Consider the following 15,036-nt stretch of genomic DNA (forward strand, 5'->3'; position numbering starts at 1 on the left):
CCATGGAACTGTCTGCCAACATCGAGCTCCTGTTCACGGAAGCCGGCAACGATTTCGGAGACCGCGTGCGCGCCGCCACCGACGCGGGCATCACCACGGTCGAAATATGGTTCCACAGCAACAAGGACCTGGAAGCCCTTGGCCGGGCACTCCGGGCCTGCGGAGCTCGCGTCTGGACCCTGCTGGTCGAAGGACGTGTCCCCCTGGCCGACCGGGAAAGCCATCCGTTCTTCCTCGAACATGTGACACAGGCCTGCCAGGCCGCCCGGACGCTGAACTGCCCGCACATCGTCACCGGCTCGGGCGTCGGGTTTCCGTACATGCGCCGGGCGCAACAGCACGACATCGTCGTCGACGCGCTCCGGGCCGGCGCCGACATAGCTGCCGAACACGGCGTCGTCCTCCTGCTGGAAAACCTCAACACCCGCGTCGACCACCCCGGAACGCTCTTCGACACCACCACCGAATGCCTGGCGGCCATCCGGAAGGTCGATCATCCGGGCCTGGCGCTGTTGTTCGACCTCTATCATGCCCTGCAGATGGGAGACGCTCCGGGCGACGTACTCCGTGACCACCTCGACCGGGTAGCCCATGTCCAGATCGCCGATGTGCCCGACCGCACGGAGCCGGGGAGCGGGCGAATCGACTGGATGACCCAGCTCCGCACCTTGCGTGACCTGGGCTACGACGGGCCGGTGGGGCTCGAATACACACCGACCACGGAAACGAGGCGCTCCCTGGCCCACATTCAGGCCGTCCTGCAAGCCCTCGATGCAATGCCTCGCGATCTCTCCTGAACCCTGCCGCCTTCCCCGATGAGCCACGACGACCGGTACGAACAAGGCATGGCCGTACGGCGGGCCGTGCTGGGCGAAGCCTACGTCGACAGGGCCGAAGCCGCCAAGACACCCTTCGACGCCGCCTTCCAGCGCTTCATCACCGAATTCGCATGGGGAACGGTCTGGTCCGGTGAAGGGCTCGACCACCGGACCCGTCACCTCATCACGATCGCTATCCTGGCGGCGCTCGGCAGGGAGCGGGAACTTGCCCTGCATCTCAGGGCCACGCCGCGCACCGGGGTCACTCCGGCCGAGGTACGCGAGGCCCTGCACCACGTCGCCGTCTATGCCGGCATCCCGGCCGCCCACGCCGCTTTCGGCATCGCCCGGGACGTGCTCGCAACACCGGGCACCCGTACCGACGACTTCGAACAGAAACAGCCATGAACGATTTTACCGAACCCCGCCGCGGCGGCACGCTGGACGGGTCGGTGCAGCCGCCCTATCTGTACGCCCCGTACCGGGCCACCGTCAAGCGCGCCCCGCACCGGCCGTTGATGCCGCTGCCTCACACCCTCTCGGAGCGCACCGGGCCGGTTTTCGGGCACGAAGCCCTCCACCCCCTTGATCACGACCTGACGCGCAATGCCATCGTCAACGGAGAGCCTATCGGCGAGCGCATCATCGTCACCGGGCGCGTCCTGGACCGTTCCGGGCATCCCGTACGCCATGCCCTGATCGAGGTCTGGCAGGCCAACGCCGCCGGACGCTACATCCACAAACTCGACCAGCACGACGCTCCCCTCGACCCCAACTTCGCTGGCACCGGACGCGTCCTGACCGATCAGGATGGGACGTACCGCTTCATCACCATCCGGCCGGGTGCCTATCCCTGGAAAAACCATGACAACGCCTGGCGCCCCTCCCACATTCACTTCTCAATCTTCGGCACCGATTTCACGCAGCGCCTCGTCACCCAGATGTATTTCCCCGGCGACCCGCTGCTGGCCCTTGACCCGATTTTCAACAGCATTCCGGATGAGAAAGGACGCCAGCGCCTCATTGCGGCCTATGCCCATGACGTAACCGAACCCCTGCATGCGCTGGGGTACCGGTTCGACATCGTACTGGGTGGGCGCTCTCAGACGCCGTTTGAAGAATGAAACGAGCAGCCGTGACGTCCGAAAACGCCATGCAACCGACGAGCAGCCAGACGGTCGGCCCCTTCTTCCACGATGCCCTCATCACCGGCGAGGCGCAGCGCATCCTGGCCGCACCCGGAGCCCGAGGGGAACGCATCTACATCGAAGGCACCGTCTATGACGGCGACGGCCTTCCCGTACCCGACGCCCTCGTCGAAATCTGGCAGGCCGACGCCGCCGGACGCTTCCCCCACCCCGCTGACCCCGAGTACCGGCTGGCCGACCCGGCCTTCCGCGGCTTCGGCCGTTCTGACACCGCGAACGACGGCCGCTTCCACTTCGAGACGATCCGTCCAGGCCGTAGAACCGGGCCGGACGGCGACGGACACGCCCCTCACGTCAACGTTCGTGTCTTCGGCCGGGGGCTGCTTGTTCACCTCGTCACCCGCCTCTATTTCGAAGATGAGCCGACCAACGCCACCGACCCCGTGCTCGCGCAGATAGCTCTGGACCGGCGATCGAGCCTCCTGGCACGGCGCGTGGCCGACGGACCACCCCCATGCTATCAGTTCGACATCCGGCTTCAGGGAACCGGTGAAACCGTCTTCTTCGACCTTTGAATCGCGTAATCACCCGGTCCGTATGGCGCTCTCTCCCACCGACTCCCACCTCTTCGGTGCCCTGTTCTCCGACGCGGAGATGGCGGAGCTCTTCTCCGACGCAGCCTGCATCCGGAGCTGGCTCGACGTTGAAGCATCGCTCGCACGGGTGCAGGGGCGTCTGGGTGTGATCCCGGCCGAAGTGGCCCAGCACATCGATGCCGTGCTGGCCAATCTGCCCATCGACCCGGACGGGGTACGGGCAGGCATCGCACGGGATGGCGTGCCGATCGCGGCGCTGGTGGCCCAGGTGCGGCAGGCCGTCGACCCGGAGGCGGCCCCGTACGTCCACTGGGGCGCCACGACACAGGATGTCATGGATACCGGGCTGGTGCTCCGGCTCCGCGCGGCGCTCCGTGTGCTCGAAAACCTGCTCGGCGACGTGATGAGCCGGCTCGCGGAGATGACCCGCGTTCACCGTACCACGCTCATGCCGGGACGAACCCACGCGCAGCACGCCGTCCCCATCACCTTCGGGCTGAAGGTAGCCGGCTGGCTCGCGCCGCTGATTCGTCACCGCCGGCGGCTGGCAGAACTGCGCCCCCGGCTGCTCGTCGTCCAGCTCGGTGGGGCCGCCGGGACGCTGGCAGCCCTCGACCAGCGGGGACCGGATGTGCTGCACGCCCTGGCGGACGAACTGGGGCTGGGTGTCCCCCTCCTCCCCTGGCACACCCAGCGCGACAGCCTGGCCGAGCTGGCAGGCTGGCTCTCTCTGGTCTCCGGCTCGCTCGGTAAAATGGCCCAAGATCTCATCCTGCTCGCACAGAGCGAAGTGGATGAAGTCCACGAGTCCTCCGAGGTCGGGCGAGGGAGCTCCAGCACGATGCCCCAGAAGCACAACCCCGTTGCCAGTGAAGTCATCCTCGCAGCAGCCCGGACGAACGCCACCCTGTTGGGTGCCCTGCACCACGCCCTCGTCCAGGAACATGAACGGGGCACACATGGCTGGCAGATGGAATGGATGGTGCTCCCACAGATGCTGGCCCTGACGGCAGCGGCCCTCCGGCAGGCCGCCTTCCTGGGACGGCACCTGGCCGTCGACGTGGAGCGAATGCGCCGGAACGTGGCGGACTCGCAGGGCATGCTGCTGGCCGAAGCGCTCCGTCTCGCCCTGGCCCCCCACCTCGGTGCCGACGCGGCTCGACAACTCATCGCCGAGGCTGGCCGCATCGCCCGTCGTGAGGGATTTCACCTCGTCGAGCTGGTTCGTTCCCGGACCGACGCCCCGGTCGACTGGGCGATCCTTCGCGACGAATCGACCTACCTGGGCGCTGCCGATGCCTTCATCGAACGCGTGCTGGCGGAGGCCGCGGACCTTCTCGACACCCCACCCCCTTCCTGACCCCGGATCCCTTCCTTTGCCCCATGCAAGACGTCGTCATCGTCAGTGCTCTCCGTACTCCCATCGGCCGGCTCGGCGGTGCACTGGCCGCGGTCCGCCCGGACGATCTCGCGGCACTCGTGATCCGTGCCGCGCTCGACCGGGTCGGGCTCGAGGGAGACGAGGTGGACGAAGTGGTCCTCGGCTGTGCCAATCAGGCCGGTGAAGACAATCGGAACGTGGCCCGGATGGCGCTACTCCTGGCTGGCCTGCCGGACCACGTGCCGGGGGTCACCGTCAACCGGCTGTGTGCGAGCGGGCTGACCGCCGTCAACGTGGCCGCCCGGGCGATCCGCGCCGGCGAGGGCGACGTGTTCGTGGCCGGCGGGGTCGAGAGCATGACCCGTGCGCCGTACTCGATCCCGAAGAACCCGCAGGCGTTCGGGCCGCCCGGCAACCAGACGGCCTGGGACACAAGCCTGGGCTGGCGCTACCCCAACCCGAGGCTCGCCGCACGCTTTCCGCTCGAAGCCATGGGCGAGACGGCCGAAAACATCTATGCGCTCAGTTGCACCGGGGCGCTTGCCGGAGGCGAGATCACCCGCGAGGAACAGGACCGGTTTGCCCTCCAGAGCCATGCCCGGGCCGTCGCCGCCCTGAACGCGGGACGCTTCGTCGACGAGATGGTCCCCGTCGAGATCCCCCGGCGGAAGGGTGATCCCGTCCTCGTGGACACCGACGAACATCCCCGTTGCACCCGGACGGAGCACGGGTTCGAGCTGGCAACGAGCCTGGAGCATCTGGCGGCCCTGCGACCGGCTTTCCGCGAGGGGGGCACCGTCACGGCCGGCAATGCCAGCGGTCTCAACGATGGGGCCTGTGCTCTCGTGCTCATGTCGGCCCGGAAAGCCAGCGCACTGGGCCTGCGGCCCCTGGCACGATGGGTAGCCTCAGCCGCGGTGGGCGTGGATCCCCGTGTGATGGGGCTAGGCCCCGTGACCGCCACACACAGGGCCCTCGCCCGGGCCGGAATCACCCTGGACGACATCGACCTGGCCGAGGTCAACGAGGCCTTTGCGGTCCAGGCGCTGGCCGTGCTCCACGAACTCGGCCTGAGCGAGGCCATCACGAACGTCAACGGCGGTGCGATCGCACTCGGTCACCCGCTCGGCTGCTCCGGGGCCCGCATCCTCACCACGCTCCTGCACGAGATGCAACGCAGGGCACGTGCCGGCGCGCGGATGCGCTACGGGCTGGCGACGCTCTGCGTCGGCGTCGGGCAGGGAGAGACCACTATCATCGAACGTTGCTGACCATGCGTACCGTCCCTGTGATCACGGCCGAGGAGGCCGCCCGGCTGGTTCCGCCCGGAGCAACCCTGATGGCCGGCGGCTTCGGCATGACGGGCAACCCCGTCCACCTGCTCCATGCTCTGGCCGAGCGGGGCACGGGCGGACTGACCTATATCGGTAATAACGTCGGCGAAGCCGGCCTGGGCGGGGGACGGCTGCTCCGTAACGGCCAGATCCGCAAGGCCATCGGGTCCTATTTCACCAGCAATCCCGAAGCGGTTGCCGCCGCACAATCAGGTGCGATCGAGGTACAGCTCCTGCCGCAAGGATCGCTGGCCGAGGCCATCCGGGCCGGCGGCGCCGGCCTGGGCGGATTCTACACCCCGACGGCGGCCGGCACCCTCCTGGCCGAAAGCGCCGAGACCCGTGAGATCAACGGGATACCGCACGTGTTCGTGCCGGCTCTTCGCGCCGACGTGGCCTTCATCCGCGCCTGGCGAGCCGACACGGCCGGCAACCTCGTCTACCGGATGACCGAACAGAACTTCAACCGGGCCATGGCCATGGCGGCCGACCTCGTCATTGCCGAAGTGGAGGAGATCGTGCCTGTCGGCATGCTCGACCCGAACGAGATCCACACCCCCTGCCTCTTCGTGGACTACCTCGTACAGGCCCCTCTGACGCTCGACGACCTCGGCTCCTCGGCCTCGGTGACCACCAGTGCCCGGCGAGCGGACGATGCCCGCATGCTTATGGCACGACGCGCCTTCGCCGAACTGAAGCGCGGCGACGTGGTCAACCTAGGCATCGGAATCCCAACCCTCGTGGCCGACCTCATCGGCCCGGAAGACGGAATCATCCTCCACACCGAAAACGGAATGCTCGGCGTGGGCCCGGCCCCGAAGGAAGGCGGTGCTCTCGACTATCCCGTCAACGCCGGCAAAATTCCCGTGACGGCGCTGCCCGGTAGCAGCTATTTCGACAGCGCAGACTCCTTTGCCATGATCCGCGGCGGGCACATCGATGTAGCTATCATGGGCGGCCTCCAGGTGGATGCACATGGCAACCTCGCCAACTGGGCCGTACCCGGCCGACCGCTGCTCGGCGTGGGCGGCGCCATGGACCTCGCCGCCGGGGCCCGGCGACTCATTGTGACCATGTTCCACACCGACCGCGACGGGACGCCGAAGGTCGTGCCCACATGCACGCTCCCGCTCACGGCGGTCGGCGCCGTCGATCTACTCATCACGGACCTGGCCGTGTTTGCCTTCGAAAACGGCGCAATGGTGCTCCGCGAAGTCATGCCCGGCGTCACGCCCGACGAAGTCCGCGCCCGCACCCCGGCCCCGTTCCAAGACGGGACCAGCCGCCCTGCATGACCTCCTTCGCCCGCCACGACGCCTCCGGCAACTTCGAAAAAGGTTGTGAAGATTCCGAGATGGACTTCCTCGATGAATGATATTGATGCTCCAAATGATCTTTTTTAACCATAAAAGGCTTTTGAAAAGTTTAAAAGGATTGATTTTGAAAACAACTCCCCCGATTTCGATAGGACATCTCCAGCCGCCTTTGCTTAAAATTCTCGTAAAGAAGGCACCGATACCGGTAGCGCTTCGGTGCCACTTCTCCACTGCCAGCTCAAGTCCTCCCTCACCGCCATGTGCTACCCTGCTCTTTCCCTGCCTTCATACGGCCCCGTCGCGCGTCGCGCCTGGCCGGGCTGCACGTTCTTGCTGTTCCTGGGCTTGTTCATGACCGACCCGGGAAGTGCTTTGGCGCAAACCGTCTCCGGCACTGTGCGTGATGCCCAGGGTCAACCCCTGGCCGGTGCCACCGTCGTCATCGAGGGCACCTCCGTCGGCACCGCAACGGACGTCGACGGAAGATATACGATCCGGCTCCCGGGCCCAGGCGCTCACACCCTGGTCGTCTCTTTCGTCGGTTACGTGACGGCACGTCGGGAGATCAACGGCGAAGGCCAGCAGATCGACTTCCGGCTGGAAGAGGCTCCGCTGATGTTGAAAGACGTGGTCGTCACGGCGGAGAACCGCACCGCACTGGCCCAGGACGTCCCCATCGCCATGGCCCTGCTGAGCGGCGAAGAGCTCGAAACAACGGGCACGACGGACCTCTTGCAACTGCAATTCGAGGCCCCCGGGCTGCATCTCGTTCAGAACACCATTTTCAACCAGATCGGCATCCGGGGCGTCTCCTCGCAGGCCGGCGGGGAGTCCGAGCTTTCGGACCAGGCCGTCACACTCAATATCGACGGGGAATACATCAATCGCCCGACCTCGCTCAACGCCGCCCTCTACGACCTGGAGCGGGTGGAGGTGCTCAAGGGGCCTCAGGGCACCCTCTACGGGCGTAACGCCACGGCCGGAGCCATCAACATCATCACCAATAAGCCGGTGCTGAGACGTACCGAGGCCAGCGTCTCCGGCCAGTACGGAAACTACAACCTCGTCAAACTCACCGGTGCGCTCAACCTGCCCCTGGGGGACGTGGCCGCGATCCGCCTGGCCGGCCTGCTAGACCGGCACGACGGCTACCGCGACGGCGGGCCGGCCGGACGCATCGACGACGGCAACGTCATGGGGCTTCGCCTCGGCCTTCGCCTCGACCCGGCAGCGACGTTTTCCCTCTACGTCGCCGGCGAGTACAACCGCACCGATCAGCAGGCCCCCTCCCAGTACGGCGTCAACGTGGCCCAGGCTGCGCCCTCCCTCATCGGGCAACCGCCGGCCACGTTCTCCACCGAACTCCCGAAGGACTTCGATGTGGCCACAGGCGGCTTCCTGAAGATCGACCAGTATGCCCTCCGGGGCCGCCTGCGTTACAGCTTCGGGCCGGCCTGGCTCACCTATACGGGCGGCTATCGCTACGCCGAACTGGCAGGATACCAGCCCCTGAACGGGTTTTTGCCGGAAACCTTCAGCTTCGACAACAACTTCGGCATCAATACCCACAGCCATGAACTCCGGCTCAACGGGGAAACCCCGCGGTTCATCTGGCAGACGGGTATGTTCTACGGCTACGAAAACCAGGACGTACGACGCGGCCTGTTTCTCCCCGCCGCAGCCGGTGCCTTCGGCGGCCGCATCCCCTTCCTCAACTACTCGATCTTCGACGTGACTTCCTCAACCTTCGGTGTGTTCGGGCAGGCCACCTACAACGTCACCGAACAACTCGGGCTCACCGGAGGACTCCGGTACACCCACGACGAGAAGAAGCGCACGGGCCAGCAACTGGGAGTCCCCCCCTTCGTCCCCGGCGCACCGGCGTACTTCTATCCGGATGCCCGCCCGCAACTGAACGACCCGGGCATGGTGGACCGATTCGGCGAAGGCAACTGGAGCCAGGTAACCTGGATGGTAAACGCCGACTATGACTTCACCGAGGACAACATGGCCTATGCCAAGGTGAGCACGGGGTACAAGGCTGGCGGGTTCGACGAGCTGGGACCCTACGATCCGGAGTATCTGACCGCGTTCGAGGTCGGCTCCAAGAACCGATTCCTGGATGCCCGGCTGCGCCTCAACGGCTCGACCTTCTTCTACGCCTACCGGGATCAGCAAGTCACCGTCTTCTTCAACACCGAAATCGGAGGCACCACCCAGAACGCCGGAAGTACGAACATCTTCGGGATCGAACTGGACGGAGAGTTCCTGGCCACCGCTCGCGACCGGTTCCGCTTTTCCATCAACTTCCTGGAGGCCAAGTATCACAAATTTCCCACCCTCGTCAACGTAGTCAGCGGCGACCAGGTGAGCGTGGACCTGTCCGGCAATCGGCCCGTGCATTCGCCCCGCTGGATCCTGATCGGCGGCTATGACCGGGACGTTCCACTGGGACCAGGCATCCTCAACATCGGTGTCAAGACGCAGTACAAGTCGGCATACTACCTGACCCCCTTCAACTTCGCCATGGAGCGGCAGGATGCCTATACGAAGACAGACGTGGACGTCGCCTACCGCCATCCGGACGGACGGTGGGAGATCGGAGCCTTCGTGCACAACCTAGAGGACAACCGGATCATCACGTATGCGGCCTTCACCGGCGGCGGCATCGACCTCTACAACTGGATCTTCGGAGCGCCTCGCACCTACGGCGTGCGGTTGAGTTACCTGTTCCGCTGAACAGCCACGTGGCGGTCGCCGCGGGCACGGCGGCGACCGCCACGTTCCCCGTATCCTTCCCGCTCTATCGAACCCATGCGCTCCGACACGCCGCCCCCCCGTGCGGGCTTTGCCCAGGGTGCCATCATCATCGGCATCAACCTGCTGCCGATGATGGCCATCGTGGCCCTGATGCCGGTGGTCCCGGCCATTCGCAACAACTTCGCCGAGCTGCCGGGCATCGAAACCCTGGCCCCGCTCGTGCTCTCGGCGCCGGGCCTGTGCGTGGCCCTCTTTTCGCCGCTGGCGGGCTTTCTTACCGACCGGCTGGGGCGACGCAAGCTACTGATGCTCTTCACCTTCCTGTACGGCGCCGGGGGCATCCTTCCCTTCTTCGTCGAGAGCTTCCCGGCCGTGCTCGGCGGGCGGTTCCTGCTCGGCATTGGCGAGGCCTTCGTCCTCACGATCGGCAATGCGCTGCTGGGTGACTATTTCGACGAAGCCGACCGGGCCAAGTGGCTCATGTGGCAGGGCATCCTCGGGTCGGCCTGCGGTACGCTGCTGCTGTCCCTGAGCGGCTACCTGTCCACCCTCGGCTGGAACTATCCTTTCCTGGTCTACGCCTTTGCCTTTGCCATCACAGGAGGCGCCTTTCTGTTCATCTACGAGCCCCGCATCACCCGAAGCAGGACCGAAACACCGACCGGGCCGCCCCCCCCTTTTCCCCTGCGCCTGGTGCTCCGCATCGGGCTGTTCACCCTGATGGCGTCCGCGCTGTACTTCGTCTATACGTTCCACTTTGCCCTGGCCCTCGATGCCATGGGCATCACGGACAGGCAGCAAATCGGCAACTACAGCGCGGTGGCCAGTATCGCCGTGCCGATCGGGGCCATCCTGTTCAAGCTCATCTCGGGCAAAAGCAGCCGATTCCAGTTCGCCTGCCTGTTTTGCCTGGTGGGACTTGGGCTGATCGGGATCGGGCTGGCCGTCAGCGTGCCGGCCGTCGTGGCGGCCGCTTGGATCCAACAGCTCGGTGCCGGCATGGCCATCCCGGTGCTGATCGCCTGGGGCCTGCGCGAGGTGCCCCCGGCCTTCCGCGGCCGGGGCATGGGCTTCTGGGCCAGCGGGTTTTTCCTGGGCCAGTTTCTCTCACCCTTGGCCGTCTCCGCCGTGCGGGATGTGACGGGCAACCTGCTGGTGACCTTCGTGGTCTTCGGCACCGTCTGCCTGGCCGTTGCTGCGGCCAACCTGTTCCTGTCCCGGCGCGAGGTCGTCCCGGCCGGCATCCCCAGCGGCTTGCCATGAACCCGACAACCTGTGACCAACCATGAGACCTGCCATCAAGCGAGGCGTAAGCCTCTACAGTTATCAGGAGGAATATTTTCTGAGGAAGATGACGCTCGAGGACTGCATTGCGGCTGCGGCAGCGGCCGGAGCTACCGGCATCGAGGTCGTCGGAGAGCAGATGTTTCCCGGCTTTCCCCGACTGAGCGAGGCCTTCCTCGAACAATGGTTCGGCTGGATGGAGCAGTACGGCGTCGAGCCGGTAGCGCACGACATGATGCTGGACCTGGAACCCTACAAGGGCCGGTACCTGACGCTGGACGAGCAGCTAGCGTCAGTCCTTCGCGACCTGCACTTCGCCCGGCAGCTTGGCTGCAAAGTGGTGCGGGTCATCGTCAATGCGTCGCCGGAGCTCATGGAGCGGGCCATTCCCTATGCCGAGGAGATGGACATCAAGCTGGGCATCGAGGTGCATTCCCCCTGGCACCTTCACTCGGCCTGGATGACCCGGCATCTGGAAGTGATGGAGAAGACGGGCACGAAGCACTTCGGCTTCATCCCGGACGGCGGCGCCTTCACCCGGCGCCTGCCGCGTGTGGCCGTCGAACGCATGATCCGTGAGGGGGCTGATGAGAAGATCGCCGCTTTCGTCTGCGAGCAGCACGAAAAAGGCGTGCTGGCCGAATACATCATCGCCGAGGTAGAGCAGATGTCGAATCGCCCGATCGACCGGGCTCTGGCCATGATGACGCGGCACAACGTCTTCAGCAATCCCCGGAGCATCGAACAGTTCGAGGGACGCATCGTGCATGTGCACGGGAAGTGTTACGAGATGCTGGAAGACAGCCTCGATGGCCGACCCTACGAATACAGCATCCCCTACGATGAGATCGTGGCCGCCCTCAAGAACATCGGCTTCGACGGCTATATCTGCACCGAATACGAGGGCAACCGTCACATCCAGGACATCATGGAGGTGAACAGTGTGGAGCAGGTACGCCGCCATCAGAGGATGCTCGAACAGCTCATCGGCTAGCGCTTGCCGCCTTCTTTCACCTGTAGACCCGATCCGATTCCCATGTTCGAAAAGTATATGATCGTGCCCGAGGAGGCACGCAACGTCACCGAAAACGGTCGTGTCACGGGGTTCCAGTTCGGGGCACGGTTGCCCTACTACCGGGGCGTCGGGCTTTCGCTCGTCGAGGACATCCAGGTGAAGATCGACGGGGAGCCGGTCGCCCCGGAAAACCTCACCGTTACCGTCCACGGCAACACCTACACCCTCGAGGAGATGGCACGCACCTTCGAGGACCGCTGGGAGATGGGCGAGGTGGCCCTGATCACCATCCGGCGCGAGGGAGGCCTCCCGCCGGGCGAACACACGATCGACCTGCTCCTCAACCTGCGCATCTCGTACCTGCCGTTTCCGGCGATCCGGAAAGCTACGAAGACCATCAAGATTCCCTGATCCATGGGCCCACTAGACCAGTTCATCCTCGCCGATGACGCCCTGACGGCCACTCCTACCGGCGGTGCCGTGGCCTTTCGCTCCCACTGGTACCGGTCGCTGCCGCTCTCGTGCATGGAGGTTCAGTTGAGCCTCGACGGTCGGCCAATCCCCCCGGAGGCCATGACGATCGTCGTGAACGGACACACGTATCCGGTCGAAGCCATGCCCGGGCTCATCGACGAATGGCTCTTCATCACCGACGCCGCCACGCTCCGCTTCGCCTGTACTCCTCCACTGGAGCGGGGCCGGGCCTACGCGGTGACCCTCCGCCTCGACCTCTACCCGCCCTACATCCTCGTCGGCCCCGACCAGGAGCCGTTGCTGGCTTCCAGCACCGTTACACGAATCCTCACGGCTGCATGACCTTCCTCAACGCCCCACCTGCCATGTCCGAAATCAAGCTGGCCACGTCGCTCTTCTCGTATGCCATCGAGTGGCAATCGCGGACCTGGACGCTGGAGGACCTGCTGGCCCGGACGCGGGAGATCGCCCTCGGTCCCGGCCTGGAGATCATCGGCTTCCAGACTCTGCGCGGCTTTCCCCGTATCACGGATGCACAGGTGGCCGAGGTGCGGGGCCTCATGGAAAAGTATGCGTTCGAGCCGGTGTGCCTGGGCGCCAACGTGGATGTCCGTCTCCGGCGGGATCGGCTCATGACGGCCGATGAGACGGTGGCCTATCTGATCCCCCAGGTCGAGGTGGCGGCCCGGCTCGGGTTTCCCGTGCTCCGGGTCCAGATGACCGCCGGGCCGGAAGTGTACCGGAAGCTGGTTCCAACGGCCGAGCGGCTCGGTGTCAGATTGGGGATCGAACTACACACGCCTTACGGGGTCGATCATCCCCGTGTGCTCGCCATGCGTGCGCTTGTCGAGGAACTGGACACACCCTATCTGGGCTTCATACCCGACTTCGGCACGTCCATGCGGTCCCTCCCCACCGCCCTGCTCGACAGCTTCCGCGCCGTCGGGGTGAGCGAGGAAGTGCTCGCCATCACCCGGGAAGTCTGGGCCCTGGACGCACCGGCACCGGAACGGTTCGCCCGGCTCCGGGAACGCGCCTCGGCCGTCGGCGCCACTCCCCAGCAGTTGGGTCGCCTCAACATGGCGCTGAGCATGTGCGGGCGACAGCCCCCCGAGCAGTGGGCCGAGATCGTGCCCCGGACGGTGCACCTTCACGGCAAGTTTTACGGCTTCGATGCGGACGGGCGTGAACCTTCGTTCGACCACGAAACCATCCTCCGGGTGTTCCTGGACGGAGGCTACCGGGGCTACATCTCTAGTGAATACGAGGGAACGGCCTTCACCGATGCCTACTCCGGCTTCGAAATGGTGCGCCGTCATCATGAACTCCTTCATTCCATTTTACAGACCCTAGAGCAGCGATGAAGGTCGATGTTCTGATCGTGGGCACCGGGCCGGTAGGGGCCACGTTTGCCCGGTTGCTCTCCGAGCGCCGGCCCCGGGCCCGCATCCTCCTGCTCGATCTCGGCCCGCGCCTGACGGCGACGGCCGGGCTGCATGTCAAAAACATCGCGGATGCGACGGCGCGTGAACAGGCCCAGGTTCGCTCCCAGGGTCCCTACCGGCATCCCTACCCCGCCGTGAGTGTCCCCGAACGGGCGGAGGCCGTCCGGGCCGGTCTCCGCCATCCCGACTTTCTGGCGCGTCCGGGCACGCACCTCGTGGCGGAGACGGAAGAGGACCTCGCCGCGACCGAGATGCCGGCGGCGGCGCTCTCGAGCAACGTAGGCGGCATGGCGGCCCACTGGACCTGTGCCTGCCCCCGACCCGGCAACGGCGAACGCATCCCGTTCCTGGCACCGGAAGACTACGAGCGCACCCTCACCATGGCCGAGCGCCTTCTCCACGTGCGGCAGGATGCTTTCCCCGAAACGCCGGAAGGCGCCGCCATCCTGCGCGTGCTGGGCCAGGCCCTCAATGACCTCCTTCCCCCGCACCGCAGGGTGCAGCGGATGCCCCTGGCCTGCCGTCTCGATGCACAGGGACGTCGCCACTGGACCGGCGTCGATACGATCCTGGGCGAGGCGGCCCGGCCCGGCTATGAGGGTCCCATCACGATCCGGTCCGAAACACTCTGCCGCATGCTGCTGGTAGACCGGGACCGCGTGCGGGGAGCCGTCGTGGAGGATCTCCGAACCGGAGTGCAAGAAACCATCGAAGCCCGCGTCGTCTTCGTGGCCGCCGACTCGTTCCGAACGCCGCAACTCCTGTGGGCTTCTGGCATCCGCCCGCCCGCTCTCGGGCGCTATCTCAATGAACACCCGTTCATCTTTACGTTCGTAGAACTGCGGCCCGATCTGGTCAACCCCGAGGATGCTCCGGCCTATGACCCGGCGGCCCGTGATGATCCCACGATCGGCGTCTTCTGGGTTCCCTTCGAGGCCCCTTCCCATCCGTTCCACGGCCAGATCATGCACATGGACGTCTCCCCGCTCCAGACCCGCTCCGAGCGCGATCCCCGGCACATCGTCGGGCTCGGATGGGGACCGCTCAAGGAGATGCGGGCCGAAGACCGGATCGTGTTCTCCGACGAACGCACCGATCACCTGGGCATGCCCGCCATGACGGTTTCCTACAGCCTTACCGAGTACGACCTCGAAGCCATCGAGGCGGCCCGTGAAGAGCAGGCCCGCGTGGTGGCGGCTTTCGGGCGTATTCTCGAGGAGGGACGGCAGACGCTGATGCCGCCGGGCAGCTCGCTGCACTATTGCGGCACGGTCCGGATGGGCGAAGTCGATGACGGTACGTCCGTCTGCGATCCGTCCTCCCGGGTGTGGGGACTCCAGAACCTGTTCGTGGGCGGCAACGGGGTGATCCCGCTGCCCACAGCCTCCAACCCCACCCTCCACAGCGTAGCGCTGGCCGTGCTGGCCTGCGACCATGCCGCCGAACTTCTTTGAACGAGCGAGCC

The 15,036-nt window shown here is 65.7% G+C and carries 14 protein-coding genes; all 14 read left to right on the forward strand.

Annotated elements, in window-relative coordinates; all coding sequences use genetic code 11:
- Positions 1-2 precede the first annotated feature (2 nt).
- The 14 genes from GQ464_RS00110 (at position 3) to GQ464_RS00175 (ending at position 15,025) form a co-directional block, all read left to right on the forward strand.
- Entirely contained in the window at positions 3-797 is a 795-nt protein-coding gene (locus GQ464_RS00110; RefSeq protein ID WP_166975123.1) for a TIM barrel protein, read from the forward strand.
- An 18-nt stretch (positions 798-815) separates the two neighbouring features.
- Positions 816-1,226, forward strand: a complete 411-nt coding sequence (pcaC, locus tag GQ464_RS00115; protein ID WP_166975127.1) for a 4-carboxymuconolactone decarboxylase — start codon at positions 816-818, stop codon at positions 1,224-1,226.
- Complete coding sequence (gene pcaH, locus GQ464_RS00120; protein WP_166975130.1) at positions 1,223-1,942, forward strand: protocatechuate 3,4-dioxygenase subunit beta; 720 nt, start codon at positions 1,223-1,225, stop codon at positions 1,940-1,942. The genes pcaC and pcaH overlap by 4 nt, the downstream gene beginning before the upstream one ends.
- Positions 1,943-1,971: 29 nt before the next feature.
- The gene (gene pcaG / locus GQ464_RS00125) at positions 1,972-2,541 is read left to right on the forward strand and encodes a protocatechuate 3,4-dioxygenase subunit alpha (RefSeq protein WP_166975133.1); all 570 of its coding nucleotides are present in this window, start codon (positions 1,972-1,974) and stop codon (positions 2,539-2,541) included.
- A 22-nt stretch (positions 2,542-2,563) separates the two neighbouring features.
- Positions 2,564-3,922, forward strand: coding sequence for a 3-carboxy-cis,cis-muconate cycloisomerase (gene pcaB, locus GQ464_RS00130; protein WP_166975136.1), 1,359 nt, complete (start codon positions 2,564-2,566; stop codon positions 3,920-3,922).
- A 23-nt stretch (positions 3,923-3,945) separates the two neighbouring features.
- Positions 3,946-5,214 (forward strand): thiolase family protein, encoded by a 1,269-nt coding sequence (locus tag GQ464_RS00135; RefSeq protein WP_166975139.1) that lies wholly within the window; start codon positions 3,946-3,948, stop codon positions 5,212-5,214.
- Between the two features lie 2 nt (positions 5,215-5,216).
- On the forward strand, positions 5,217-6,572 hold the full coding sequence (locus GQ464_RS00140; protein ID WP_166975142.1) for a 3-oxoacid CoA-transferase: 1,356 nt from the start codon (positions 5,217-5,219) through the stop codon (positions 6,570-6,572).
- A 372-nt stretch (positions 6,573-6,944) separates the two neighbouring features.
- The gene (locus GQ464_RS00145) at positions 6,945-9,332 is read left to right on the forward strand and encodes a TonB-dependent receptor (RefSeq protein ID WP_228350455.1); all 2,388 of its coding nucleotides are present in this window, start codon (positions 6,945-6,947) and stop codon (positions 9,330-9,332) included.
- 75 nt (positions 9,333-9,407) lie between these two features.
- Entirely contained in the window at positions 9,408-10,616 is a 1,209-nt protein-coding gene (locus GQ464_RS00150; RefSeq protein ID WP_166975148.1) for an MFS transporter, read from the forward strand.
- 22 nt (positions 10,617-10,638) lie between these two features.
- Positions 10,639-11,631 carry a sugar phosphate isomerase/epimerase family protein gene (locus tag GQ464_RS00155; RefSeq protein WP_166975151.1) on the forward strand — a complete coding sequence of 331 codons (993 nt, stop codon included), beginning with the start codon at positions 10,639-10,641 and terminating at the stop codon, positions 11,629-11,631.
- A gap of 42 nt (positions 11,632-11,673) precedes the next feature.
- Positions 11,674-12,063 carry a C-glycoside deglycosidase beta subunit domain-containing protein gene (locus GQ464_RS00160; RefSeq protein WP_166975154.1) on the forward strand — a complete coding sequence of 130 codons (390 nt, stop codon included), beginning with the start codon at positions 11,674-11,676 and terminating at the stop codon, positions 12,061-12,063.
- A 3-nt stretch (positions 12,064-12,066) separates the two neighbouring features.
- The gene (locus GQ464_RS00165) at positions 12,067-12,468 is read left to right on the forward strand and encodes a C-glycoside deglycosidase beta subunit domain-containing protein (protein WP_166975157.1); all 402 of its coding nucleotides are present in this window, start codon (positions 12,067-12,069) and stop codon (positions 12,466-12,468) included.
- A 23-nt stretch (positions 12,469-12,491) separates the two neighbouring features.
- Positions 12,492-13,490: a sugar phosphate isomerase/epimerase family protein gene (locus GQ464_RS00170; protein WP_166975160.1), complete on the forward strand. Its 999-nt coding sequence runs from the start codon at positions 12,492-12,494 to the stop codon at positions 13,488-13,490.
- Entirely contained in the window at positions 13,487-15,025 is a 1,539-nt protein-coding gene (locus GQ464_RS00175) for a GMC oxidoreductase (RefSeq protein WP_166975163.1), read from the forward strand. The genes GQ464_RS00170 and GQ464_RS00175 overlap by 4 nt, the downstream gene beginning before the upstream one ends.
- Positions 15,026-15,036: the final 11 nt, after the last annotated feature.

The organism is Rhodocaloribacter litoris, from assembly GCF_011682235.2.
GTDB classification, from domain to species: Bacteria; Bacteroidota; Rhodothermia; order Rhodothermales; family ISCAR-4553; genus Rhodocaloribacter; species Rhodocaloribacter litoris.